The 23,475-nt window shown below is 67.6% G+C and carries 20 protein-coding genes and 2 pseudogenes; 9 read left to right on the top strand and 13 right to left on the bottom strand.

Annotated features, from left to right (window positions below; translation table 11 throughout):
- Positions 1 to 41: 41 nt before the first annotated feature.
- Both ABD951_RS17230 and ABD951_RS17225 read right to left on the bottom strand, forming a co-directional pair.
- Positions 42 to 734, bottom strand: a complete 693-nt coding sequence (locus ABD951_RS17230) for a QcrA and Rieske domain-containing protein (protein WP_345347480.1) — start codon at positions 732 to 734, stop codon at positions 42 to 44.
- The gene (locus ABD951_RS17225; protein ID WP_345347616.1) at positions 731 to 1,237 is read right to left on the bottom strand and encodes an RNA polymerase sigma factor; all 507 of its coding nucleotides are present in this window, start codon (positions 1,235 to 1,237) and stop codon (positions 731 to 733) included. Before ABD951_RS17225 ends, ABD951_RS17230 begins: the two co-directional genes overlap by 4 nt.
- A 180-nt stretch (positions 1,238 to 1,417) precedes the next feature.
- Here ABD951_RS17225 and tatA point away from each other — a divergent pair.
- Both tatA and ABD951_RS17215 read left to right on the top strand, forming a co-directional pair.
- Positions 1,418 to 1,576: pseudogene (gene tatA / locus ABD951_RS17220) on the top strand (Sec-independent protein translocase subunit TatA); the annotation flags it as partial.
- A 340-nt stretch (positions 1,577 to 1,916) separates the two neighbouring features.
- Positions 1,917 to 2,294 carry a hypothetical protein gene (locus ABD951_RS17215; protein WP_345347477.1) on the top strand — a complete coding sequence of 126 codons (378 nt, stop codon included), beginning with the start codon at positions 1,917 to 1,919 and terminating at the stop codon, positions 2,292 to 2,294.
- Between the two features lie 140 nt (positions 2,295 to 2,434).
- Here the strand turns inward: ABD951_RS17215 and ABD951_RS17210 are convergent, their stop codons facing one another.
- The 4 genes from ABD951_RS17210 to ABD951_RS17195 all read right to left on the bottom strand — a co-directional run bounded on the left by ABD951_RS17210 (position 2,435) and on the right by ABD951_RS17195 (position 8,002).
- A complete protein-coding gene (locus ABD951_RS17210) occupies positions 2,435 to 3,061 on the bottom strand; it encodes a hypothetical protein (protein ID WP_425569870.1) in 627 nt (208 codons plus the stop codon).
- A 447-nt stretch (positions 3,062 to 3,508) separates the two neighbouring features.
- Positions 3,509 to 5,254 (bottom strand): glycoside hydrolase family 15 protein, encoded by a 1,746-nt coding sequence (locus tag ABD951_RS17205; protein WP_345347610.1) that lies wholly within the window; start codon positions 5,252 to 5,254, stop codon positions 3,509 to 3,511.
- Between the two features lie 570 nt (positions 5,255 to 5,824).
- Positions 5,825 to 6,277, bottom strand: coding sequence for a MaoC family dehydratase (locus tag ABD951_RS17200; RefSeq protein WP_345347474.1), 453 nt, complete (start codon positions 6,275 to 6,277; stop codon positions 5,825 to 5,827).
- A gap of 33 nt (positions 6,278 to 6,310) precedes the next feature.
- Positions 6,311 to 8,002: a PHA/PHB synthase family protein gene (locus tag ABD951_RS17195; RefSeq protein WP_345347471.1), complete on the bottom strand. Its 1,692-nt coding sequence runs from the start codon at positions 8,000 to 8,002 to the stop codon at positions 6,311 to 6,313.
- 424 nt (positions 8,003 to 8,426) lie between these two features.
- Between ABD951_RS17195 and ABD951_RS17190 the strand changes: the two genes are divergently transcribed.
- A complete protein-coding gene (locus ABD951_RS17190) occupies positions 8,427 to 9,716 on the top strand; it encodes an RsbRD N-terminal domain-containing protein (protein ID WP_345347468.1) in 1,290 nt (429 codons plus the stop codon).
- A 204-nt stretch (positions 9,717 to 9,920) separates the two neighbouring features.
- On the opposite strand, the gene ABD951_RS17185 is transcribed toward ABD951_RS17190, so the two are convergent.
- Complete coding sequence (locus tag ABD951_RS17185) at positions 9,921 to 10,391, bottom strand: winged helix-turn-helix transcriptional regulator (protein ID WP_345347465.1); 471 nt, start codon at positions 10,389 to 10,391, stop codon at positions 9,921 to 9,923.
- 97 nt (positions 10,392 to 10,488) lie between these two features.
- Between ABD951_RS17185 and ABD951_RS17180 the strand changes: the two genes are divergently transcribed.
- The 3 genes from ABD951_RS17180 to ABD951_RS17170 all read left to right on the top strand — a co-directional run bounded on the left by ABD951_RS17180 (position 10,489) and on the right by ABD951_RS17170 (position 14,459).
- Positions 10,489 to 11,181: an SDR family oxidoreductase gene (locus ABD951_RS17180; RefSeq protein ID WP_345347462.1), complete on the top strand. Its 693-nt coding sequence runs from the start codon at positions 10,489 to 10,491 to the stop codon at positions 11,179 to 11,181.
- A 14-nt stretch (positions 11,182 to 11,195) separates the two neighbouring features.
- Positions 11,196 to 12,362, top strand: a complete 1,167-nt coding sequence (locus ABD951_RS17175) for a thiolase family protein (RefSeq protein WP_345347459.1) — start codon at positions 11,196 to 11,198, stop codon at positions 12,360 to 12,362.
- A gap of 447 nt (positions 12,363 to 12,809) precedes the next feature.
- Positions 12,810 to 14,459 carry an alpha-keto acid decarboxylase family protein gene (locus ABD951_RS17170; RefSeq protein WP_345347456.1) on the top strand — a complete coding sequence of 550 codons (1,650 nt, stop codon included), beginning with the start codon at positions 12,810 to 12,812 and terminating at the stop codon, positions 14,457 to 14,459.
- 238 nt (positions 14,460 to 14,697) lie between these two features.
- On the opposite strand, the gene ABD951_RS17165 is transcribed toward ABD951_RS17170, so the two are convergent.
- From ABD951_RS17165 to ABD951_RS17155, 3 genes are all read right to left on the bottom strand, one after another.
- Positions 14,698 to 15,333, bottom strand: coding sequence for a cysteine hydrolase family protein (locus tag ABD951_RS17165; RefSeq protein ID WP_345347453.1), 636 nt, complete (start codon positions 15,331 to 15,333; stop codon positions 14,698 to 14,700).
- The gene (locus ABD951_RS17160) at positions 15,330 to 16,382 is read right to left on the bottom strand and encodes a zinc-dependent alcohol dehydrogenase family protein (RefSeq protein ID WP_345347450.1); all 1,053 of its coding nucleotides are present in this window, start codon (positions 16,380 to 16,382) and stop codon (positions 15,330 to 15,332) included. The genes ABD951_RS17165 and ABD951_RS17160 overlap by 4 nt, the downstream gene beginning before the upstream one ends.
- A gap of 89 nt (positions 16,383 to 16,471) precedes the next feature.
- Complete coding sequence (locus tag ABD951_RS17155) at positions 16,472 to 16,951, bottom strand: hypothetical protein (protein ID WP_345347447.1); 480 nt, start codon at positions 16,949 to 16,951, stop codon at positions 16,472 to 16,474.
- A 17-nt stretch (positions 16,952 to 16,968) separates the two neighbouring features.
- On the opposite strand from ABD951_RS17155, the gene ABD951_RS17150 reads away from it, so the two are divergent.
- On the top strand, positions 16,969 to 17,355 hold the full coding sequence (locus ABD951_RS17150; protein WP_345347444.1) for a hypothetical protein: 387 nt from the start codon (positions 16,969 to 16,971) through the stop codon (positions 17,353 to 17,355).
- 28 nt (positions 17,356 to 17,383) lie between these two features.
- Here the strand turns inward: ABD951_RS17150 and ABD951_RS17145 are convergent, their stop codons facing one another.
- The 3 genes from ABD951_RS17145 to ABD951_RS17135 form a co-directional block, all read right to left on the bottom strand.
- Positions 17,384 to 18,649 (bottom strand): hypothetical protein, encoded by a 1,266-nt coding sequence (locus tag ABD951_RS17145; RefSeq protein WP_345347441.1) that lies wholly within the window; start codon positions 18,647 to 18,649, stop codon positions 17,384 to 17,386.
- Positions 18,650 to 19,628: 979 nt separating this feature from the next.
- Positions 19,629 to 20,627 carry an alpha/beta fold hydrolase gene (locus ABD951_RS17140; protein ID WP_345347438.1) on the bottom strand — a complete coding sequence of 333 codons (999 nt, stop codon included), beginning with the start codon at positions 20,625 to 20,627 and terminating at the stop codon, positions 19,629 to 19,631.
- A gap of 220 nt (positions 20,628 to 20,847) precedes the next feature.
- Complete coding sequence (locus ABD951_RS17135) at positions 20,848 to 22,212, bottom strand: dihydrolipoyl dehydrogenase family protein (protein WP_345347435.1); 1,365 nt, start codon at positions 22,210 to 22,212, stop codon at positions 20,848 to 20,850.
- A gap of 553 nt (positions 22,213 to 22,765) precedes the next feature.
- Here ABD951_RS17135 and ABD951_RS28710 point away from each other — a divergent pair.
- Both ABD951_RS28710 and ABD951_RS17125 read left to right on the top strand, forming a co-directional pair.
- A pseudogene (locus tag ABD951_RS28710) lies at positions 22,766 to 22,967 on the top strand (alpha/beta fold hydrolase); the annotation flags it as partial.
- A 22-nt stretch (positions 22,968 to 22,989) separates the two neighbouring features.
- Positions 22,990 to 23,475: SDR family NAD(P)-dependent oxidoreductase (locus tag ABD951_RS17125; RefSeq protein WP_345347429.1), on the top strand; the 486-nt coding region annotated here is incomplete at its 3' end.

Genomic DNA, 23,475 nt, shown 5'->3' with positions numbered 1-23,475 from the left:
TCCTCACCCAACTGATAGGACGACGGGTTACACCGCCCGGTTCAGGCGGGTTCGGTCGGCACGAACACCTCGATGGTGCCCTCGTTGTCGCGGACCTGGATGCGCGGCAGCGGTGGAGGCGTCACGGGCAGTTGATGGGTCAGCACCGCCCCGGTCACCGCGAACGCGGTCGCGTGGCACGGGCAGCGCAGCCGATCGGTCGGGGCGTCGAACCACAGTCGGCATCCCTGGTGGGTGCAGATGCCCGACACCGCAAGCAACTGCCCGTTCACGCGGTGCACGAACCCGGTCACGGCACCCAGATCGAACTGATGCACCGCCCCCTCGGGCACCTGGTCGGCGGCCACCAGGGCCCGCCACGACCCGTTCGTCGGCACCAATGTCGCCTCCGGCTCGGGCGTCGGGGCTCCGGCGCGCAAGATCGTGCGGTCGACGACGGCGCCGATCGCGGCCGCCGCAGCGGCGATCGAGCCACCCACCACGACCTGCCTGCGGGTACCGGGCAGGAACGACTTCACGTCGGCGCCCGGTTCCTCGGTGCGCATCTGCGCGGCCAGGCGCCGGTGCAGGTCGACGCTGAACTCGTCGCGGAGCTCCCCGCTTCCCGGGCGGGCGGCGCGCAGCTCGATCGCCGCCCGCATCTCGGCCGCCTCGGCGTCGTCGGGACGGAATCCCTTCGAGGGCCGACCACGCAGCAGGTCATCGACGAACCGCCGCACCTCGCGCCCACTCATCGCGCCTCCTCCTCGCTCAATTGTGCCGCCATCCGCAACGCCCGATGCTGCAGAACCTTCGCGTTCGCGACGGTGACGCCCAACTCGGCCGCGGCCTCCCGGAGAGTGAGGTCCTGCAGGAACCGCAACTCCAGGATTCGGCGGTACCGGTCCGGGAGCCGGGTCAGGGCCGCCGATGCCCGCGCCGGTGCGTCGGACGCCGTCGCCTCGGGCTCCGTCCGATCCGCGAAATCCTCGGCGATCGTGGTGATCTCCCGGCCCATGACCCGATGCCAGTGCGCCGCCAGCACCGTGCGGGCGGTGGCCCGCAGATACGCCCGCACCTCGCCGACACTGGCCGAGACGCGCAGGGGCCGCAACGCCGTCACGAACACCTCGGCGGTGAGATCCTCCGCATCGGCCCGATTGCCGACCTTGCCGAACATCAGCCGGTGGATCCAGGCGACGTTGTCCTGGTAGATCGCCTCCCAGTCGGGGTACGCGTCATCCGAGGACACCCGCAGCCTCCCCAGCAGCGTTCATCGCCCGAGTCTTGCACAGCGACCGCAGCGCCGAAGCCGTTCGGCCGACCCGCCGCCGCGTGAACCGAAGGACCCCGCACGCCGTGACAGGAGATCAGGCGTCCGACGGGCTCGATCCCGACAGCCTTGATCCGGGCGCCCTCGAGGTGGAGGGTTCTTCTCATGGGTGAACTCAGTCCGATGCACTGGCTGATCGTCCTCGTCGTCCTCGTCGTGCTGTTCGGCTCGAAGCGGCTGCCCGACGTTGCCCGGGGACTCGGGCGATCCCTGCGCATTCTGAAGAGCGAGATGAAGCAGCTGAACCAACCCGACCCGGACCCGCCCGACGAGAAGACGCAGTGAACGGACCGAACCGGCGTCCACAGTGACCGATCCAACCTGGCGGTGGCACTCGTCGACGGGGGTGCAGCGTGCCGTCCGGTGCGGCGTCTGATCGACTGCGGCACGTGCACGGCCGCCGGGTCGGTGACGTGCGGCTCCCGGCAGCGCGGCGTCGCCCTTCGTGTCGCCGAGCCCACCACTACCTACACCTCCCGGACCGCGACCGTGCACCCGGCTCCGCACCCCCGGCAGGTGGGGTAGCGCGCTACTCGTGACTCCTCCCCCTGTCGTGAATAGTTTCGATTCCGTTGACACACCGGCAATCACGGAGGCGATCAGGATGTCATGGTCCGACGTCCACGCACGCACTGCAATCATCGACACGGTTCTGGAGCGGGCGACGGCCGACGCGCAGTCGCCGCTGTTGTTCGCCAACCTGCCAGACGCCGCACGCCTCTTCGGTGGTATCGACGGCCTCTTCCTGGCCCTGCAGCAACGCTGGACCAATCACTTGGCCGCGAAGCTGGACCAGGCGATCGAGAACGGAATTCCACCGAGCATGGCGTGGGACGAACTGGCTGCCGAACAACCGGCCCTGCGGGCCTTGCTCGACGCGCACGCCCGATACTCGCCGGAGCGTGGCTCGGACCCCGCCGAAGAGGCCGAGCCGGCGTCCGCCCCGACCGAGGTGTGCTCGAGCACGGTCCGATCGCGCTGATCGAGGAGGGCCTCCCACCCCGAACGTGCCCCGCCGGGCGGTTCCGCATTTCGACGAACCCGGCGGCGCGGGCCTCTCGGCAACGCGACGTTCTGGGACGTCCTACCCGGTCAGGGCGACTCCTGCGGCTGCGAGGAGGGTCAATGTTGCGCCGGTGTCCCGGTCTCTGCGGGCGCCGAGAGCGCCCCGGCGGGTGCCCGCCGGGCGGCGCGTTCGGCGTCCCGGTGGCTGTGCACCGACAGTCTGCCGAGCGAGGCGGCGGCGACGAACACGATGACGATGCCGAGACCCTCGAAGTACGCCAGTTGCTGCAGTGCTGCCGACCAGGCACCGGTTGCTGTCGGGGTCCCGGGATCGCCGGTGTGCAGCGGCGCGGCCAATTCGGGACCGACAACGAACCAGGCCCCGCCGAGAGCGGCCAGCCAGGCACCGAATCCGGCGACCGCACGGTGCCGGCTGACCAGCAGCAACACACCGCCCACCGCGGTCACGACCCCCGGAAGGACTTCGAGCCACCCTCTCCCCGAGGTCCACGTCCACGCCCGGTCCGGTGTGAACCCGAACGCGAAATACGGCCCGATCAACGGAATCAGCGCTCCCCACGCCCCCAGCAGTACGAGGAGGAGACCGCTGAGCGCCCCACGGCTGCGCGGGACCCACATCCGGCCCGCGGGCCGGGGACCCGGGCCGCTCCATTCCTTCCTCGGGTCACCCGGCATCGGGGCGTCGTGCGATGCCGGTCGATCGGTGGTCTCGTGCGGAATCATGATGGTGTACCTCCTCGTCCGCCGATGCCGTGCGCAGCGCATCGGCGTTCACGACACCTCCGGGCAGCACGAGGGCGCCGGGCGCCGTCGGAGCGAATCCCTTCGGGTGGGCCACTGCGGGCCGGGTGGATCCCGGTCAAGGGTCGTTTACCCGGAACCGGCCCTGGGCAACCGGCCGAGACGATGCCGGCGCTGGAAGTCCGGGGTTCGGCAGCAGCCGGCCGAGGTGCTCGACGGACACTCATCGCCTGATCCACCTCCTGCTGATCTGCGGCCTCGTGGTCGACCAGCAGACGACGCGAGCTTCATCCCGATCAAACACGGGCCGACAACTGGCTGCACTCGGCCTCGGCGTGGCGATGGTGGTGCTCGGTTCCGCACGCGGCCGGGTCGGGTCGACAGGCACGGGTTGAAACACGGTCCGTCGAGGAGCCGCGGGCAGGTCGTTCATCGCCAATGCCGCACCGCGGTCCAGGGCTGCGCGAGGCGCGCGGAGGCCTCGAGCAGCAGTGCGTGGACGAAGGCCTGCGGCAGATTTCCGCGGAGCTGACGCTGGTCGACGTCGTACTCCTCGGTGAACAGCCCCGGCGGTCCGCAGGCCGCGCGATTGCGCTCGAACCACCGCACGGCCTCGACGTCGTGTCCCTGCTGTTGGGCCGCCAGTGCCATCAGGAAGCCGCACAGCAGGAACGCGCCCTCCGCCGACGCCAGGCGGCGTTCGTCCTGCCGGAAGCGATACACGTAGCCGTCCCGTCCGAGCTCCGTGCGGACCGCATCGTAGGTCGCGACGGTACGCGGGTCGTCCTCCGGCACCGCACCCCGGATCGCGGCCGCCAGCAGGGCGCAGTCGACCCGGGAATCGTCGCTCGCACGTTGCCATCGACCCGACGGATGCGTGCAGGTCGCCGCGGTGTCGGCGACGATCGCGTCGGCGAGCGCGCTCCAACGCGCCGCGTCGGTCCTCGACGCGATCCCCACCACACCGCGCAGCCCCGCCGCGCAGGTCAACCGCGAGTGCGCCCAGTGCGCGTCGGCGAGTTCCCAGATGCCCGCATCGGGCCGGGTCCACCGACTCTCGATACAGGCGACCGCCTGCTCGACCGCCCTCCAGTGTCGGGTGTCGAGACGCTCGAGGCTGCCCGCGGTACCGAACAGGAGCAGCGCCTCGCCGACGGTGTCGAGCTGGAACTGGTCGTTGACCCAGTTCCCAATGCGGGCACCCCCGCCGGGGTACCCGGGCAGGTCCAGCTCGGACTCGTCCGGAACCTTGCCCCCGCTGACCGTGTAGGCCGGCCGCAGCGCGGGTCCGTCCTCCAGCAGTCGATCGCAGACGAACGACACGGCGTCGTCGAGGAGCGTGTCGCCGCCGCTGACCGCGATCGCCTGACCGGCGAAGCACTGGTCGCGGATCCACACGTACCGGTAGTCGTAGTTGCGACCCTGTTCGGCCCGCTCCGGTAGCGACATCGTCGCCGCCGCAACCATTCCCCCGGTCGCGCTCGTGAGTCCACGCAGAACGGTGTGGGCGTGCCGCGCATCCCGAGGGGCGATGGACGGTCCGATCTCCGGAACCATCGTGGACCACGTGTGTTCGGTTCGCTCCCACAACTCGTCGGCGGACACTCCCTCCCCCAACACCTGATCCGACAACTCCAGGACCAAGTCGTGACACCGCCCCTCCGGCACCGTGATCGTGGCCACCAGCGGCCCGCGACCGTCGCGCGTCACCGATGTCGCACCCGACCACCGCACGTACACGGCGCCGGAGCGGGCGCGCCACACGCCGTCCCGGCACTCGACGCGGACCATTCGATGCCGCCCGAAGTCCGCTCGCACGTCCAGCACGACGCGAACACGCGCTTCGCCCTGCACCGCGATGATCCGCCGGATGAGCACGGCCTTGTGGAGATCGCCCGGATACGCCAGCGCTTCGCGGCATTCGACGATGCCGTCGTCGGTCACCCAGCGACTGCGCCAGATCATCGAATCGGGTTCGTAGTAGCCGCCCCACACCGACCGGGTGACCGGGGTGATCGCATAACCACCCGCTCCCCCGATCAACGACGCGAACACGGCACCGGAGTCCCACCGCGGAACACACATCCACGCGCACTCACCCTGTGACCCGACCAGAACGCCCCTCTCGCCGTCGGCCAGCAGGGCGCATTCGCGCAGAACCTGCGGAGCGAACATCGCACGCCCGAGATCGACGGTGCCCGCACCGTGTCCGCGCAACGCGTGCCGCTGTCGAGTCAACGTTCTTCTCCCGTCGACAACCCTGGACTCCCGTCGACGCCCCCGGGCCGTGCACCGTTGGACGGATTCCCCCGCCATGAGTTTCGAAACACACCCGGCGCCACCGCGCGAGATCGCCGACCGGTCATCGTCCGCCGTCACTCGGACCCGAACGGTCGCGCGGCGTGCCCCACCCCGGTCCGGGCCGGTCGTGAACCGGTGAACACGGACGCGGGCCGCGCCCCCAAGTGCCGATAAGCTGCCTTATGACATTATCCGACGTCGAGGCTGGTCGAGCGCACGAGCAGGGTCCACCGTCGCCGACTTCGGCGACGGCATTCGGCGACCCTTCCGCGATCAGGCGACACAGGTACCCGCACCGATCCGGTGACGCGCCGGCGGGTACCGATCTCGGCGATGCCGATGCCGCCGCCGCGCTCCCCCGTGGGGTGCGTCGGCGATCGCGACCGGGTGATCCGGATCGGTGCATCCACCGGGAACTCCCGCGGCCCCTCGGGTCGGGCGCAATCACCGGTAGATCACGACGCAGTCGGCGACACAGGCCGGACGGGGCGACCCGGCCACCTCGAAAGTCACGGCCAGCACCGCCTCGACTCCGGACTCGCGCGCTCGCGCCGAGGCCACCCGCGCGCTCGCCCGGACCTTCGACCCGACCGGGACCGGCGCGGGAAAGCGCACCTTGTTGACGCCGTAGTTGACCGCGGCCTGCAGGTGCTCGATCCGCAGCAACTCCCCGATCGCACGAGAGGCGAGCGACAACGTCAGGTATCCGTGCGCGATCGTGCCCCCGAAAGGGCCGCGGGTGGCACGCCGCGGGTCGGTGTGGATCCACTGGTGATCGCCGGTCGCGTCGGCGAACTCGCTCACCCGGGCCTGGGTGATCGGGTACCAGTCGGTCACGCCGAGTTCGGTGCCGACGAGGTCGATCAGGTCGGCGGGTTGTCCGATGGCGATGGCCATGGTGTCTCGTCCTTCGAGAGTCGTTGTGGGGGTTCAGTGTTCGCGGACGTAGGAGCCCGGGGCGGGCATCAGCGGCGGCAGGTCCGCCGCGCCGAGGGCCGCGGGCGCGCCCTTCTCGGGCCCGCTGCGGTCGGCCAGCCAGTCGACGTAGTGCGGCCACCAGGAGTCCGGATGGCGCTCGGCTGCGGCCGGCCACGCGTCCGCTGCCTCGGCGTCCGGCGGGCCGACCCGGTAGGAGGCACGCGGGTTGCCGGGCGGGTTGACCAGCGCGGCGAGATGGCCGCTGGTGGACAGCACGAAGGTCGTGTCGCCGCCGAGCAGTCGTGCGCTGCGGTAGCACGCCTGCCACGGGCTGATGTGGTCGGCGACGCCGGCGATCACGTAGGCGTCCGCGGTGACTTTCGACAGGTCGACGGCGGTGCCGAGCATGGTGGCGGCACCGGGGGTGGCCAGGGCGTTCGTCAGGCCGACCTCGACCATGTCCCGGTGCAGCGCGGCGGTCATCCGAGTGGTGTCCGCGTTCCAGAACAGCACGTCGAACGGCGTCGGCGTGCGGCCCTGGATGTAGTTGTTCACCCAGTACCGCCACACCAGGTCGTTGGGCCGCAACCAGGCGAACACCTCGGCCAACGACCGGCCGTCGAGGAATCCACGGGCGGCCGAGACCCGAACGGCCTCACGCGCGGTGAACTCGTCCAGTGCCGCCGCGGCGAGACCGGCGCGGCTCTGGTCGAGGACCGTCACCGCCAACGCCAGGCTCGCCACCCGGTCGCCCTCCCCGATGTCGGCCAGATGTGCGGCGACCATCGCCGCCAGCATCCCACCCGAACAGGTGGCGAACAGGTGCGTCCGATCGCTCCCGGTGATCCGCTCCACGGCGCCGATCGCATCGACGATCGCCTGCCCGTAGGTGTCGAATCCCCATGTGCGGTGGCGTGTCCGAGGATTCCGCCAGGAGATCGCGAACACCTGCTGCCCCTGGTCGAGGAAGTGCTCGACCATGCTCCGGCCCGGCGCCATGTCGACCGCGTAGAACTTGTTGATCACCGGCGGCACCATAAGAACCGGGGCGGTGCGTACCCTCTCCGTCCTGGGCGTGTACTGAATCAGCTCGAGCACCCTCGACTGGTAGATCACCGAGCCGGGGGTCGCGGCCACCGTCCCGCCCACGGTGAACGAGTCGGATTCGACCATCGCCGGCACGCGCGGCGCGGTCGCGAGATCACGGAGCAGGTGTCCGACCCCGCGCAGCACACTGGCGCCGCCCGTGTCGATGACCGCCTTGTATCCGAGCGGGTTGAGCAGCGGATTGTTGCTCGGCGCCGCCGCGTCGACGATGTTGTCGACGACGAACTGGAGGCGTTCGCGGTCGCGCCAGTCCAGGTCGGCATCGCCGAGCAGCTGGTTCGCGGTGTCCGCGGTGGCGAGGTAGGCCTGCATGGTCCGCCGCAGGATCGGGTTGCCCTCCCATGCCGGGTCGGCGAAGCGCTTGTCGGATTTCGCAGGTATCCGGGTCGAGGTGCCTCGCGCCACCCTGGTGAGCTCGACGGCCAGTCCACGGCCGCGTCCGATCAGGCGGTGCGGAGATCTGGCCAGACCGGCCGACAGGCGCAGCCACGATCGATTCGGCAACATCCGCCGGCCCAGGCCGAGCGCCGACTGGGCGAGCAGCAGATCGAGCGGGGCGGTGAGCTCGTCGGCGGGCGCGTCAGGCGCGATGGTCATGCGAGGATTCCTTCGATGGGTTGGGGTGGAATGGTGTCAGATGACAACGGAGGCAACGACAATGGCGGCGGCGAGAGCCACCGCGATCGCGGTACCGAGAAGCAGGGATCCGGTGACGACAATCGCTGGTGTGGCGGCCGAGACCCCCGCGCCGAGCGCGATCGTGTGCACCGAGGTCGGGCGGGGCGGCGGACGACGACTGGGCTCGTGGTGGTGCATGACGGTCCTTCGTGACGAGACTTTCCGATGGCGCGGAGCCAACGTTAGGAGCCACCGGTACGGCAGTTCTTGGCCTCGGGGCACGAAGTTCCGTCCGGGTTCATGCCTCGCGAACCGCGTAGGTGGGCGGATTGTCTTGCCAGAACGACGACCGCGACTCAGAGTTGGTCTCAGGAACCAAGCACGGCACGACCAGGAGGCACCGATGGCTTCCGAAACCGATGACGAGATCGCCGGCCGCGCCGCCGACCTCGTCGTGCAGATCGCGACCACACTCGCCGCCCGCGCACCGGAACTCACCGTCGCACTGACCGCCGCGCTGTCCGATGCCATCGCCGACGTCCGCGACGGGCCGATGATCCTCGACCTGATGCGGGCCAGCGTCGAAGCCAACCTGGAGATGCTCGCCGACACCCTGCGCTACGACATCCCGATCGACGAGATCTCCACCCCGGCCGTGGCCGACGAGTACGCCCGGCGGCTCGCGCAGCGCGGGATCTCGTCGAACGCGTTGGTGCGTGCCTACCGGCTCGGCCAGCAACACGTCGTCGACTGGGCATTCGCCGAGATCGCGCGCCGTGAGCCGGACACCCGGGTGGCGTTCACCGCCGGTCAGCGCGTCATCACAGTCACGTTCAAGTACGTCGACAAGATCTCCGAGGCGGTCGTCGACCAGTACGAGTCGGAGCTCGAACGCTGGATGGCAGCCCGGAACACGGTTCGGACGGTCACCCTCGACAACCTGCTCGCCGGCAAACGAACAGACGTGCCCACCACCGAAGCCGGCCTCGGCTATCGGCTGCGTCGGCATCACCTGGGCGTCGTACTGTGGAGCGCCGGGACCGGACCGTCCGGCGCCGACCTCAGACAGCTCGAACGCGTCCTCGTGGCGATGAGCGAGGCGGCGGGCGGCACCGGGAAACCCCTGTTCTTCGCCAAGGATCAACTGACCGCCTGGGGATGGATCGGGTTGGGACGTGACGGCGCCCCACCGCGCATCGGGGACCTCACGACCGTGCTCGAGCGTGCACCGAGCGGGACCTTCGCCGCGACCGGGACGACCGCGGCCGGCCCGGAGGGCTTCCGAATCACCCACCTGGAGGCCGCGCACGCGCAGCAGGTCGCGCTCGTGGCGCAGGACCGCGCCCGCACACTGACCGCCTTCGCCGATCCCGAGGTGCGCGTCGCCGCGCTGCTAGCAGGCGATGTCGAGGCTGCTCGGCGCATGGTGCGCAGAGCCCTCGGACAACTCGCCGCCGACACCGAGCACGCCCACAAACTTCGCGACACCCTGCTGACGTTCCTCGCGGCGAACCGGAGCTACACCGCGACGTCCGAGCGCATCCACCTGCACAAGAACACCGTCAAGTACCGCGTCGACAAGGCCCTCGACGAACGCGGGCGACCACTCGACGACGAGCGCCTCGATCTCGAACTCGCCCTCATCGCCTGCCGGTGGCTCGGGCGGGCGGTACTCGACTCCCCCGAACAATGAGCTCGCCGATGCAGCCGGCGGGTTCGGGTCGACGTGGAGCCGGTAGCTGCGGACCTCATCCGTCACCCGTGACCCGTTCCGCACCCGACCGCCTCGTCCGGGCCGGAATCCCCCTGGCACCAGATCTCGCAGGTGCCGATGACGCAGCCACGGGCGCCGGCATCGCGTCAGGTCGTTCCGCGGAGGACCGTTCGCATGGTGGCGTCATCGCTCCGTGGCGAGTCGCACCTCGACCTCGTCGGCACCGAGATCATGGCCGGCGGCGCATACCACGCGGAGTGCTACGGGTTCACCGCAGCCGGCGTGTGCGTACTCGAGTCGGTCACTGCCGTCCGTGTGCTTGGCGCCCCACTCGAACAAGCCGATGACGACCGGCATCAGGTCGATGCCCGCCTCCGTCAGTACGTACTCGTCCCGGGTGCGGACCCCCTCTTCCCGGTAGGGCTGTCGCGCGATCAGGCCGGCGTCGGTCAGGGCGCGCAGATGGGTGGCGGCGGTGCCCGGCGCCAGCCCGACCCGGGCGACGAAGTCGTCGAAGCGCCGGGTGCCGTAGTGCGCCTCGCGCATGATCAGCATCGCCGGCCGGGAGCCGACCACGCCCATCGCCTTCTCGATCGGGCACTGTCCGACCGGCGACCAGGTCGACCGGTCGTCCAACGGCATGCGGAGTCGCATGTGGCTCACCTCACCGAACTCTGACTTCAATTGTCTGCAGTCAGAGTGTAGCGTGACGTTACTGACTTCAAATATCCGATCCAGAGGGAGCGGCGAGATGCAGATCGAGGGAAGCGTCGTGATGGTCACCGGCGCCAACGGCGGCCTGGGGCGCGAGTTCGTGCGGCAGTTCCTCGAGCGCGGGGCGACGAAGGTGTACGCCGCGGCCCGCAGAGACCTGGACTGGGCCGATGCGCGGGTGGTGCCACTTCGCCTGGACGTGACCGACGCGGACTCGATCGAGGCGGCGGCCGCCCAGGCTGCGGACGTGACCGTGCTCGTCAACAATGCCGGCGTGGTCGGCGCCCGGTCGCTGCTGTCCTCGCCCATCGCGGAGATCCGGGACACCTTCGAGGCGAACCTGTTCGGCCCGCTGCAGGTGACGCGCGCGTTCGCGCCGGCACTGGCCGCCGCAGGAGGTGGCGCGATCGTCAACGTGCACTCGGTGCTCAGCTGGCTCGCCACCCCGGGCGCGTACAGCCCGTCCAAGGCTGCGGTGTGGGGTTTGACCAACACGTTGCGGCTCGAGCTCGCCGGCCAGGGCACCCAGGTCCTCGGTGCCCACCTCGGCTACACCGACACGCCGATGACCGCGGGCCTCGACGTGCCGAAGTCGGACCCGGCGGTCATCGTCGCCCGCATTCTCGACGCCCTGGCCGAGGGCGCCGACGAGGCGCACGCCGACGACGTCACCCGAAGGGTGCGGTCGAACCTGTCCACCCTCACCACCGGCGCGATCAGCGCCAACTGAAAGGGAGAACCGTCATGAACTCAGCAGTCATCGTGGACGCGGTCCGCACCCCGCTCGCCAAGGGCAAGCCCGGTGGCGCGTACGCCGAGATCCATCCGGTGGATCTGCATGCGGCCTCGCTCCGTGCGATCGTCGAGCGCACCGGCATCGACGCCGCCCACATCGACGACGTGATCAGCGGCGCCGTGGGCCAGGTCGGCGAGCAGTCGGGCAACACCGCCCGCTGGGCGCTGCTGGCCGCCGGCTACCCGGAGACGGTGCCCGGTGTGACAGTGGACCGGCAGTGCGGAAGCAGCCAGCAGGCGCTGCACTTCGCGGCCCAGGGCGTGATCGCGGGGGCGTACGACGTCGCCGTCGCGTCGGGTGTCGAGTCGATGAGCCGGATCCCGATCGGCAGCCAGACCCTCGGTCTGGACTTCCGCGGACCCCTGGTGGCGGCGCGCTACGACAACGGTCTGGTGCCGCAGGGCATCAGTGCCGAACTGATCGCGCAGAAGTGGAACCTCTCCCGTGCCCAACTCGACGAGTACTCGGCGATGTCGCACGAGCGTGCGGCGCGCGCCTGGAAGGACGGCCTGTTCGACAGCCAGATCACGCTCGTGAACGGCCTGCGAACCGACGAGACGATCCGGCCCGGCACGACGACCGACGTGCTCGCCGGGCTGCGGCCCGCCTTCCGCAGCGAGGGGTGGGCGGCGCGCTTCCCGGACGTGGACTGGAAGGTGACCGCGGGCAACAGTTCTCCGGTCAACGACGGCTCCGCGGCGGTGCTCGTCACCGGCGAGGACGCGGCCGCCCGGCTGGGGCTGCGGCCGCGGGCCCGGGTGCACTCGTTCGCCGTGGCCGGGGACGACCCGATCCTGATGCTGACCGGCATCATCCCGGCAACCCGCAAGGTGCTCGCCCGCGCGGGCCTCACCCTCGCCGACATCGACGCCTTCGAGGTGAACGAGGCGTTCGCCTCCGTGGTGCTCGCCTGGCAGGCCGAGACCGGCGCCGACCTGAACAAGGTCAACGTCAACGGCGGCGCGATCGCGATCGGCCACCCGCTCGGGGCCTCCGGTGCCCGGCTGGCCACCAGCCTCGTCAACGTGCTCGACCAGATCGACGGCCGGTACGGCCTGCAAGTGATGTGCGAGGCAGGAGGATTGGCGAACGCAACGATCATCGAACGGCTGTGACCCGGCTGCCGGAATGGCAGGTGAAGGCCACGACGCGGGCGACGGCAATTGGATCAACGGGCTGCGTATCGCTCCGCGTTGCCGGCCCCCGACACGCTGCAGCGCAGCAGCCGGAACAACACCACCTGGCATCAGGAATCCGCGGGTGGAGATGGAAGGTCTCAAAGTGACGCACTGTGACTGGCCGTACTGCCCAGGCAGGTTGGTTGAGGGACCACCACGACACCCGGTGACAGGTCGTTGAACAGCGAAGGTCTCCCGTCATGGAGTGGAACCTCCGGCAGACACTTCGCAAGAAACGGGAGACCTTCGTGGTGCGCGCCGACGGGCGCGTGACCATCGCTCATCCAGGTCGATGCCGAGGCGCGGGACGACGGGACGCACGTGCGTGTCGTCCTTTCGGGCTCGACGCTTGTGCGTCGTCGGAGAGTCGATCGACAATGACTCATGGCCGGAACCGTCATTCAGCATGTCTTGGGGCGACTCGAAGAGGTTGGTGTCGGCGACGTCTTCGGCGTGGCCGGGGATTACGCGTTCCCCGTCAATGACGCGATCGTCGGGCACCCGGCGATCAATTGGATCGGGTGCTGCAACGAGCTCAACGCCGCCTACGCCGCTGATGGGTACGCCCGGACGCGCGGTGTCGGCGCGGTGTGCACCACCTATGGGGTGGGCGAACTGGCCGCCATGAGCGGTGTCGCGGGTTCGTACGCCGAACATCTTGCGATCTTCCATCTGGTCGGCACCCCCAACCTGGCGACACAGGAAGGGCGGGCGCTCGTTCACCACACGCTGGGCAACGGGGAATTCGACCTGTTCCACAAGATGGCGGAGCCCATCGTGTGCGCGAGCACGATCATGACGCCGCACAACGCCGCTGCGGAAACCGAGCGGCTGATCGCCGCAGCGCTCTACCACCGGCGGCCGGTCTACATGGGATTCCCCGGCGACGTCGCGGACATGCCCGTGCTGGGAACCGCACAGGTGCCCGGCTTGCCGACCAGCGATCCCGAGCGGTTGGCCGCTGCCACCGACGCCGTGACCACTGCACTGAACAACGCAGGGCAGGCATGCGTGCTGCCGGGGGTGCTGCTGAGGCGGCTGGGTCTGCAGCATGCGGCCGCGGCGTTCGTTGACGCCGCGGGCCTCCCCTTCGCGACGATGTTCGGCGACAAGTCGGTGCTCGGCGAGGACCACCCCAACTACATCGGCATGTACGTCGGCCGGCTGATGGCCGAACCGGTGCGCGCCTTCGTCGAATCGTGTGACGTCGTGGTGATGATCGGCGCGATGCTCACAGACGGAAACACCGCAGGACACACCGTCCGCCTGGACCCGGGAAAGACGATCACCATCGACCACCACCGCACCACGGTGGGCTCGGTGGTGTACCGAAACGTGGAGATGGCCGACATTCTCGCGCAGCTTTCCGGCCGCATCACGAACAGTCCTCGGCGACCGGACATCGCACCGGGGACGCTTGAACCGATCAGCGGTGACGGTGACGACGCGATCACCACCGAGGCCCTCTATCCGCGCCTGGCTGGTTTCTTTCGCCCTGACGACGTGATCATGACCGACACCGGGACCTCCTCGCTGGGTTTGACTTTCGCACAATTGCCCCAGGGCGCGGAGTTTCACAACCAAACCCTGTGGGCTTCGATTGGCTGGGCGACTCCGGCGGCTTTCGGTGCCGCGGTCGGCGCTCCGGGTCGCCGTCTCATCCTGATCACCGGCGAAGGTTCCCATCAGATGACCGTTCAGGAGATCAGCCAGTTCGGTCGGCACGGGTTGCACCCGATTGTCTTCGTACTCAACAACTCCGGCTACCTCAGCGAACGACTCCTGTGCAGGGACGAGACCATCGCCTACAACGACGTTGCCGCCTGGAACTATGCTGAAATCCCTCACGCCATGGGCTGCCCAGAGTGGTTCACCGCCCGCGCCGGCACCTGCGGCGAACTCGACGAGGCACTCAGGACCGCCGAGCGGGCCACCACCGCCGTCTACGTCGAAGTCGTCACCGACACCTACGAGGCGCCTCCGATGTACAAGAAGCTGCACGAGAACGTCGAATCGTTCTACAGCGTCCCGTAGGCCGATCCTCACTCGAGTTCGCATTCCGATCCAGTTCGGGGGCTTCGACGCGGCGACGCCGGTCGCGGCCGGCGGGTCGCGCGGCGGCATGTCGGCGGGGACGCTGAGTCGTGTCCGTGGTTGGGCCGGATGCCACCACGGCGACCTGGTGGCGGAACCGGTGCCGCCGGCGAACCGCGGTGAGGAGTATGCCGAGGTCTGTTCGGCCTGTATGGAATCTCGAGGTCAGTGCTACCGCTCATGGAGGCGTCGGTGCGTTCGCGAGCAGTTCGAGCACCTGGTTTGTGGCGAGGATTGCGTGGGCGTAGGTGGGGCCGTTGAGCTCGTGTGCGGCTCGCATCAGTTCCGGGGTGAAGGCGGCCGTGCCGTCGCTCACGAGGGTGACGTGGTAGCCGAGTTCCATCGCGTACCGGGCGGTTGATTCGATACACGTGTTGGCCAGCAGGCCGACGATGATGACGTGGGTGATTCCGCGTTGTCGCAGCTGCTGGTCGAGGTCGGTGTTGGCGAATCCACTCTGACCCCAATGCTCCTTGGCGACGACGTCGCCTGGCTGCGGTGCGAAATCGGGGTGCCAATCTCCACCCCACTGACCGCGAGCAAAGGAATGACGTTCCATGATCTCGACCTGGGTCGGATTGGGGTGGGTCCAGTCCTCGTAGTCGCCCGGTTCCCAGCGGCGATGGGGTGCGATGAACACGCGGACACCCGTGGCTCGTGCTGCCGTGGTGATCGCGAGCAGATTGTCCAGCAGCCTGTTGTCCTCGGCGACCGCCTTGACCTGCGGCCAGACCTTGCCGCCCTCGGACAGGAAGTCGTTGTAGGGGTCGACGAACAGCACCGCGGTGCTGTGGGTGGTGTAGGTCGGGTTCACGATGATTCGTCAACTCCACCGGCACTGCGTCCTCGATCGAATATCAGCAGTGGTTTGCTCCCGTGTGCGGGTGCCTCGGCCAAATCGACGGCTTCGCCGAACCTTTCGACGGGAATCGGCCGGCCCTCCGGCACCCGCAACGCGCCGCTGTCGACGAGCCGGAGTGTCCGGTCGATCGTTGCGGTCATCCGATCCCTCCGGGTCTCGGTGAACCAGCGGAGCAGCCAGAACCCCCGGACGATCTTGGTTTCGTATATCAGTGAGCGCGCGAAGATCGGGATGGCGAGTTTGTCGGGATCGGTTTGGCGGTGCGTGGACAGCGCACCGTAGACGATCAGCTCACCGTGCGGTGCCAACGCACGCGACACGTCCGCGCCGACCTGACCGCCGACGCAGTCGATCGCCTTGGACACGCCGTCGTGGCCTGCGATGCCGGCCACGCGTTCGCGCAGGTCCTCATCCTCCGTGCAGATCACCGCGGTGCCGCCCAACGCGAGAATGTCCTCGACAGCGGATCGACGGCGGACCACGTTGAGGGTCTTGAAGCCGGCGTGCACGCCGAGCTGGATGACCGACCGACCCACGATCGACCCGGCCGCCGTCTGCAGGAGCCACTCACCCGGTCGAACGTCGAGTTCGTCGCTCGTCAGGATCACGGCGGTGAGCGGATTGCTGAGAACCTGGGCGGCCGTGGAATCGCTCATGCCGACGGGAACGGGCAGGACCCGCTCGACATCGGCAACGACATACTCCTGCCACGTACCCCTGACTCCGACCGTGATGACACGTTGCCCGACCGTCAGACCGTCTGTGCCGCTACCGAGTTCGTCGATCACACCGACCGATTCGATTCCGGGCACGGTGGGGAACTCCGGGGTGAATCCATATCTGCCGCGGATGGTGTGCAGATCGCTGGCATGGACGGGCACCGCTCCCACGCGGATGCGGACCTGGCCGGGACCGGGCTCCGGAACGGGGCGGGCCTCGAGGTGCAGAACCTCGGACGGTTCGCCCACCGTGTCGGCGACGACCGACCGCATGGTGCTCATCTTCCTGACGCTCCTTCGGTCGGATTCAGATCCCACGACAGCTCGACCTGCGTGACGTCGGCCTTGCCAGCCTCCGACCGCTGGTCAGGTCACCCTTCTCCCGTCCCGGTGTTCTTTCCGCCTGCGCCGCCGTTTCGAGCTTCGATGGCCTCGACGGACTTCGTGAACTGCTTTCCCAGAACGCGGGTACCGAAGAGCCCGAGCACGACCGCGAGCAGCCGTCCCTTGATGTTCTTGCCGTCCCGGACGACGACGGCGTCCACGTCGGTGCCACCCGAGGGCAGCGGCGTGAGCGTGTAGGTGTGGCCCGAGGCGCCACCCCACAGGTTGGAGTCGGTTGTCGTCATCACCACGTGATGGGGGTCGGTCCAGTCGTAGTGCAGGCGTTCCCAGATGCCGCTCGAGCCCTCCGTGACATCGGCGTCGTGGGGGCCTTCGTGATGCACCTTGAGATAACTGTCGGCGCTGTTGCCGAACAGTTCCTCCCGACCCGGCCCGAAGTCGGTGAGACCGGCCAAGAACTGCTCGGGCGTGGCGGTTGTCGTCTTGTGGAGATGGATCGTGGTCATGGCGCCTTCCTTGACACGTGGATGATCCGCTCCGGTCCCGAAGACCGGGAGTCGGTGGCGTACATCCAGAACACCACTCGCGGGAGCGTCACGGAAGAGGACTGCTCGACCTGGTCCTGCTGCTCGGCATCGGAATCGGCACACTCGCCGCCATTTCCCGACGCGCACGAACGTCTCGTCGGGACCCCCACCCCGACGCCGTCCTGACCGACGGGCAGACCCTGCAGCTGTACCGCCTCGAGTACGCCGGCTACGCCAACATGTGGGGCTTCGCGATCTACCGCGCCAGCCACGACGACTACCAAAACTCCTACCCGCCCACCGGCCACAGCGCCGGCACCGCCGAGGACGCCCTGGACACCGCTTGCGGCCTCTGTCTCGCCGACCCCACCGCGTGGACCTGAAGCCCCGACGAACCAACGCCGACCACCACTAGTTGGTGAATCTGAGCGTGTCTCCCCAGTTTCCGATTTCCCAGCTCCCGTTGTAGCCCGAGAACCCGCGGTCCGTCTTGGTGGCTGTTCCGCTCTTCTGATCGGGATTGTCTGCCGTACCCGTGATCTCTGCGATCTGGATCCCGAATTGGGTGATCGAGCCCCACTGCTGTATTTGACTCTGCATCTGCTGGATGTCCCGTCCGGCACCATTGCCGGAGTCGGGCTGGATTGCCGCCTTGTATGCACGCGCTGACGTTTTAATTCCATTGAAATAGTCGAGGTAGCTTTGCTTGATGGGCCCGTTCAGTTGATCGCACATCTTTTCGCACTGCGTGACCACGTTCTCAATGTCCAGGATTTCAAACACAACGTCCGCTACCGACATGACGACTGCGACAACTGTGATGAACTTGCCGACAGCATCCATGGCACCAAAAGCAGTGGCGTCTACTTCCTCCACAGGGAGGCCGGCAGCTTCTGCCTGTTCCTTAATGGTGGCGTTCGCAATTTTCAATTTATAGAACATAATCGCTATGCACGCATTTTGGACAATGGATACCTCAATCTTACCGGGGAAATCAAAACCCGCCAGGAAGTCCATGAATTTCTTGACGTCGGCATCGGTCTTTTTACTGAGATTCAGCGTGTCCAAGGCATCGTAGACCGCGTTTATCTCGTCGCTGTTGTATAGGCGCCGCGCGGACTCAGCGTACTGCCTGAAAGTCCCAACATCCAACGTCGTGTTTCTCTGCACCTCCGCCAAGAATTGCAGTAGAAGGCCGCGACATGTTCGCGTGTCGAGGCCCACCGGAGCCTTGCTCGCAATCAGATCGTTGTTTTGCTTGTATTTAGCGACGTAATCACTCACCTGCGGGCCGATTTGAGCGGAGATGTCAGCGTCGGCCGATGTCAGCTTATTGTTGAGGTCGGTTGACTTCGATGAAATGACCTTTTGCTGAATTATCTCGGCAGCTTGGAGAGCGGCGAACGCTGCCATCCCAAGTCCGAAAGACCAGATTGCAGCCACCGCGGCTCCGTCGGCGGCAATCTGGGTAGCGTCCGCCGCAACGGTCAGGTCACGCACCTCGCACGACAAGTTGTACAGCGTCGTGAATTCGGCGTTGACGGCCGCGTCTGAATCGAATTCTCCAAGATTTACGAAGAGCGCCTGCTCAGAAATAATGCGGTCGATGTTTTCGTCTGATTCGGTCTCCCAGGTAGACATGTAGTTCAGGTAGGTGATGAGGTCCGTGCTGCCCATGAGAGGTTGCCTTTCGAATTGACTCTTCAACCGACGTACACGCCGGCCGTCGTGAAGCTGTGGTCTTGCTGACGTAGTGCGGTGGGGCCGCGGATTCCGGCGGGTAGATGGCGCGGAAATCCGCGCCATCACCTCTCACCGTGACCGGTCACGGTGTCTCGTACCGTGTGGGCGAGGAGTCAGAGGTGAAGAATCGGCGCGCCCGGTGTTCCGACGTTGCCCTCTCCGAGGTCAAGTCGGTAAAGCGCCAGCGATTGTGCGCTTTTCGATCTATCGGCCGCTGTCATGCTTTGCCCCCCCTGTTTCCGCTTGCCTGGACATTGGGATGTGGGCCCGCGAGCGCAGGTCCCTGGACAGCCCCCGCCGGAACGCGTGGGGCGGCATCGAGCCTCGACGGCACGAACGTGCAATCTCAGACCCAGCTGACGATGCGTCTAACATATCGACGCCCCGTCAGACTATCGCAGTCGTGGCATCGGCGTGTTGGGTTTGTCCAGCATTCCCGCTTCATTCACGGACAACGTTCAAGGGACTCGATCTGGTTGACACATCAACGACAACAGCCTGTTTCGACCAATCTGGTTGAGGTGCGCAGGCCGGAGCACGGCAGGCAGAGCGTGACCTCATCCCCCGCAGTCGGGCGCGCGATGGTTCGTCCGGGGTTGTAGTCAGCTTGGCCGACAGCGACATTGGTGCATCTTCCGGTGCACGCGTCGTGGTTGAACCAGGTGGAGATCTACCTCTCGGTCCTGCAACGCAAGGCGATCGCCCCGGCGGACTTCGCCGATCTGGACGCCCTCGCCACCCGGATTCTGTCGTTCGAGACCGCTACAACGCCACCGCCCGCCCGTTCGACTGGCGGTCCACCCGGACCGATCTCAACGATCACCTTGCACGGCGGCGTCGCCACGACCCGGATGCGCCCGGTCCGGAACCCGAGTCGGCCGCCTGACCCCCGACGAACGAACGCCGGTGCCCACTAGTAGCCGTCGACTTCGACGACGGCGTTGGCGAAATCCTGGGGGGCTTCCTGCGGCACGTTGTGCCCGATGCCGGGAAGGAATCGGTGGGCGTACTTCCCGGCGAATTTGCTGCGATACGACGTCCCGTCGGCGGCCGGGCCGTCGAAGTCACTGGCAATGGTGATGGCGGGCACGGTGATGACGGGCATGGCGGAGAGTTGCTGTTCGATCGGGTCGTATTGCGGCTCGCCGTTGGCCAGGCTCAATCGCCATCGGTAGTTGTGGATGACGATGGCCACATGGTCGGGATTGGTGAAGGATGCGGCGGTGCGGTCGTAGGTCGCGTCGTCGAAGTTCCACTTCGGCGAGGCCGTCTTCCATATGAGCTTGTTGAAGTCGCGTGTGTATCGGCGGTATCCCTCGACGCCTCGGTCGGTGGCGAAGTAGTACTGGTACCACCACCCGTATTCGGCCTGCGGCGCCAGTGGTTGCAGGTTGGCCGTTCGGTCGGTGATCAGGTAACCGCTCACGGCGACAAGCGCTTTGCAGCGTTCCGGCCACAGCGCGGCCACGATGGCCGCCGTGCGAGAGCCCCAGTCGAAGCCGCCGAGTACGGCTTTCGGAATCTGGAGAGCGTCCATCAACGCGATCACGTCGAGCGCGACCGCCGATTGTTGGCCGTTGCGGAACGTGTCCGATGACAGGAAGGCTGTGGTGCCGTAGCCGCGCAGATACGGAACGATCACCCGGTAGCCGTTGGCTGCAAGCAACGGCGCGACATCGGCATAGCTATGTATGTCGTACGGCCATCCGTGCAGGAGGACGACCGGTGGACCGCCGGCGGGACCGTCCTCGGCATAGCCCACGTTCAGCAGGCCGGCCTTCACCTGTTTCAGGGCGACGAACGATTCATGCGATCCCGCTGTGGAGGTTCGCAACGCCTGCGTGGACGCACACCCGGAGAGCGAGACCGCCGCGACCACAGCCAACTGCGAGAATTCTCTTCTGCTGATCAATGCGAGTCCTTTCGCGAGCGGACATGTGCGGATACCCGTGCCGGTCGCATCTGCTCGTCTGTCCTGTGCCGTTGAACCCGTCCGATCATGGAGCACGGCAGAGGGGTTCCAAACCTGGTGCCGGGGCTCCCCTTCGTTCGAACGAAACCATTGGCCGCGGATCGCATCGCGCTCGCCGCGGCACATCCCTCCGATGGTCGACGGTGGGGCGTGATCGCCTTCAGGATGCGTCCGCCGGGACCGGCCGACCGACCTCCGCGATCGTCGTACGCAATGCCTTCAGAGCGTTGACGTAGACCTCCGAGAATGTCGGGAACGGTTGGATGACATCGCTCATCACGTCGAGGGGAACACGGGCGCGGATGGCCAGGGTGGCCTGTTGTAGCCACTCCCCCGCCTCCGGACCCAACCCGTACGCACCGGTCAACCGATCTCCATCGCTCACGAGCGTCAGGAACCCGGTGGACTCGGCGTAGGCGTGAGTGTAGGTCGCAGTCTTTGCAACCTCGGACAACCGTGCGGTCACGCTGAAGAGGCCCTCGATTGCGCCGACCGAGGCGGCCTGGGGGTCCGTGAAGACGACGTCGGGGACGGCCGCATAGTCGGCTTCTCTGGGATGACCGAGGATGTTTGAGGCGACGACCTCGCCTTGGTACTTCCCGACGTGGGTCAGCAGCCGCACGCCGGTGACGTCGCCGATGGCCCACAAACGCTCGCCCGCACGCAACCGTGCATCGACCCGGATACCGCTGCCATCGACAGTCGCGCCGACGGTTTCGAGACCGAGGTCGGTCACCCGGGGCCGGCGTCCGGTGGCGACCAACAGTCGGTCACCACGCAACTCCCGGCCCGTGTCGAGGACCAGGACGAAGTCCTCACCGTCTCGTCGTGCCGCCGCCGCGCGCATTCCGAGCACAAGTTCGACCCCGTCGCGACGCAGAACGTCGCCGACGGCCTCACCCAGCGAGGCGGCTCCGCGCGCCAGAACGTGCGGCGCGCCCTCGATGAGGGTCACCTGTCCACCGAGGCGGCACACTGCCTGGGCCATCTCGACGCCGACCGGACCGCCGCCGAGAACCAGCAGGTGCCGGGGAACGGCCTTCATGCCCGTTACCTCACGGTTGGTCCAGACTCCGGGCAACTCCGCCAGTCCAGGCACGGGCGGCATGATCGGGTCGGACCCTGTCGCGAGGACCACGTGCGCGGCAGTGAACCGCTCACCGTCGACCTCAACGACTCCGGGTGCCTCGAGCCGCCCCGTGCCGCGGATCAGGTCGATGCCCTTGCCCTCGAGCCATGTCTGCTGCCCGGCGTCGGAGTAGTCGGAGACCATGAAGTCGCGGTACGCCAAGGTGGCAGCGACATCGATCTGCGCGCTGGCGGCTACCTCGTGTGCTTGATGTACCGCCTCGCCCGGGCGCAACAATGTCTTGGACGGGATACATGCCCAGTATGAGCATTCGCCCCCGGCGAGCTCTCGCTCCACGACCGCCACTCGCAGGCCACCGTCGGCCAACTCGCCGGCGCAGTGCTCGCCCGGCGATCCTGCGCCGACGACGATGACGTCGTAGTCGAATTCTCCCATCACGCCTGCCGTCCGTTCCGCTCGTCGACCGTGTGTCGGGCGTACCACTTCGGCCGGTTCGAGTCCCTGGTCGACTTCGCGTGGTCGCAGTGTGCGGCCGCCTCGCGTCGCATCGCTGCGGCCAGATCGCCAGGCCTCATGTCCACGGCCTCGGCTCCTCTCGACAGTTTCCGGTCGCGTGCCTGCTGAAGATGTGGGCCGGATTCACACTGACACCGCCCAACACCCATGTCCAGTGGCGGTGTATCGGTGAGGGCATCCTTCGACAGGCTATGGGTCGTGGACTTTCGACGTTTCGTGGTGCGAACGTAGAGGTCGGGCCCGCCCACACGGCGGTACCAATGGCGACCAAAGCCGGCAGGATCCGAGGTCGCGTTCAGGGATTTCCAGATTGTGCCGGCCCGGAACGACGTGAGCGTGCCACGAACGTCCGCGAGGTCGAACCAGTCGTGCGGGGCAAGACCGGATTGATGCATGCAGGGCCACGTCGCGACCGGGAAGGACCACACCCTTGAGTGCCATCATTCGAGTGACTCGCGCAGCCGTCGCCGCGATGACGTTCGTCGCAGCTGTCACCGCGGCATTCGTGACTCCTGCGGGCGCCGACCCTCCCGACGGTCGTGTTCGTGCACGGCGCGTTCGTCGACCCCACCAGCTGGGACGGCGTGGTCGCCGACCTGCGTGGGCGCGGCTACACCGTCGTCATCCCCGACAACCCGCTGCGCGGTCCCGCCTACGACGCCGCCGCGGCCGACAGCTGAACCAGGAGGTCGAACCATGGACCTCCAACTCGACGGCACGACCGCCGTCGTCACCGGCGCCAGCAAGGGAATCGGCCTCGCGATCACCGAAGCGCTCGCCGCCGAGGGCGCACACGTCATCGCAGGTGCGCGCAGCCGCACCGACGAGATCTCCACCCTCGAATCCGCCGGCAACGTCACCTTCGTCCCGGTCGACCTGTCCACACCCGACGGGCCGCCCGCCCTCGTCGACGCGGCCGACAACCGCAACGGCATCGACATCCTGATCAACAACGCCGGCGCGGTCACACCCCGACCGGGCGGGTTCACCAGCGTCACCGACGACGACTGGACGGCGACGCTGACGCTGACGTTCCTGTCCGCGGTCCGCACCACCCGTGCCGCGCTGCCCCGAATCACCCGGCGGGGCGGCGGAGCCGTCGTGACCGTCAGTTCGGTCAACGCCTTCCTCCCCGACCCCACGATCATCGACTACTGCGCCGCCAAGGCCGCGCTCACCAAC

Origin of the sequence: Rhodococcus olei (assembly GCF_039540555.1) — a bacterium.
GTDB classification, from domain to species: Bacteria; Actinomycetota; Actinomycetes; order Mycobacteriales; family Mycobacteriaceae; genus Rhodococcus_G; species Rhodococcus_G olei.
This window is presented reverse-complemented; position numbering and strand designations above follow the sequence as displayed.

Excerpts from the sequence above, each read along its gene's own strand:
- ABD951_RS17230 (WP_345347480.1), bottom strand. The coding sequence starts at position 734 with ATGAGTGGGCGCGAGGTGCGGCGGTTCGTCGATGACCTGCTGCGTGGT.
- ABD951_RS17215 (WP_345347477.1), top strand. The coding sequence starts at position 1,917 with ATGTCATGGTCCGACGTCCACGCACGCACTGCAATCATCGACACGGTT.
- ABD951_RS17210 (WP_425569870.1), bottom strand. The coding sequence starts at position 3,061 with ATGATTCCGCACGAGACCACCGATCGACCGGCATCGCACGACGCCCCG.
- ABD951_RS17205 (WP_345347610.1), bottom strand. The coding sequence starts at position 5,254 with ATGTTCGCTCCGCAGGTTCTGCGCGAATGCGCCCTGCTGGCCGACGGC.
- ABD951_RS17200 (WP_345347474.1), bottom strand. The coding sequence starts at position 6,277 with ATGGCCATCGCCATCGGACAACCCGCCGACCTGATCGACCTCGTCGGC.
- ABD951_RS17195 (WP_345347471.1), bottom strand. The coding sequence starts at position 8,002 with ATGACCATCGCGCCTGACGCGCCCGCCGACGAGCTCACCGCCCCGCTC.
- ABD951_RS17190 (WP_345347468.1), top strand. The coding sequence starts at position 8,427 with ATGGCTTCCGAAACCGATGACGAGATCGCCGGCCGCGCCGCCGACCTC.
- ABD951_RS17185 (WP_345347465.1), bottom strand. The coding sequence starts at position 10,391 with ATGCGACTCCGCATGCCGTTGGACGACCGGTCGACCTGGTCGCCGGTC.
- ABD951_RS17180 (WP_345347462.1), top strand. The coding sequence starts at position 10,489 with ATGCAGATCGAGGGAAGCGTCGTGATGGTCACCGGCGCCAACGGCGGC.
- ABD951_RS17175 (WP_345347459.1), top strand. The coding sequence starts at position 11,196 with ATGAACTCAGCAGTCATCGTGGACGCGGTCCGCACCCCGCTCGCCAAG.
- ABD951_RS17170 (WP_345347456.1), top strand. The coding sequence starts at position 12,810 with ATGGCCGGAACCGTCATTCAGCATGTCTTGGGGCGACTCGAAGAGGTT.
- ABD951_RS17160 (WP_345347450.1), bottom strand. The coding sequence starts at position 16,382 with ATGAGCACCATGCGGTCGGTCGTCGCCGACACGGTGGGCGAACCGTCC.
- ABD951_RS17155 (WP_345347447.1), bottom strand. The coding sequence starts at position 16,951 with ATGACCACGATCCATCTCCACAAGACGACAACCGCCACGCCCGAGCAG.
- ABD951_RS17145 (WP_345347441.1), bottom strand. The coding sequence starts at position 18,649 with ATGGGCAGCACGGACCTCATCACCTACCTGAACTACATGTCTACCTGG.
- ABD951_RS17135 (WP_345347435.1), bottom strand. The coding sequence starts at position 22,212 with ATGGGAGAATTCGACTACGACGTCATCGTCGTCGGCGCAGGATCGCCG.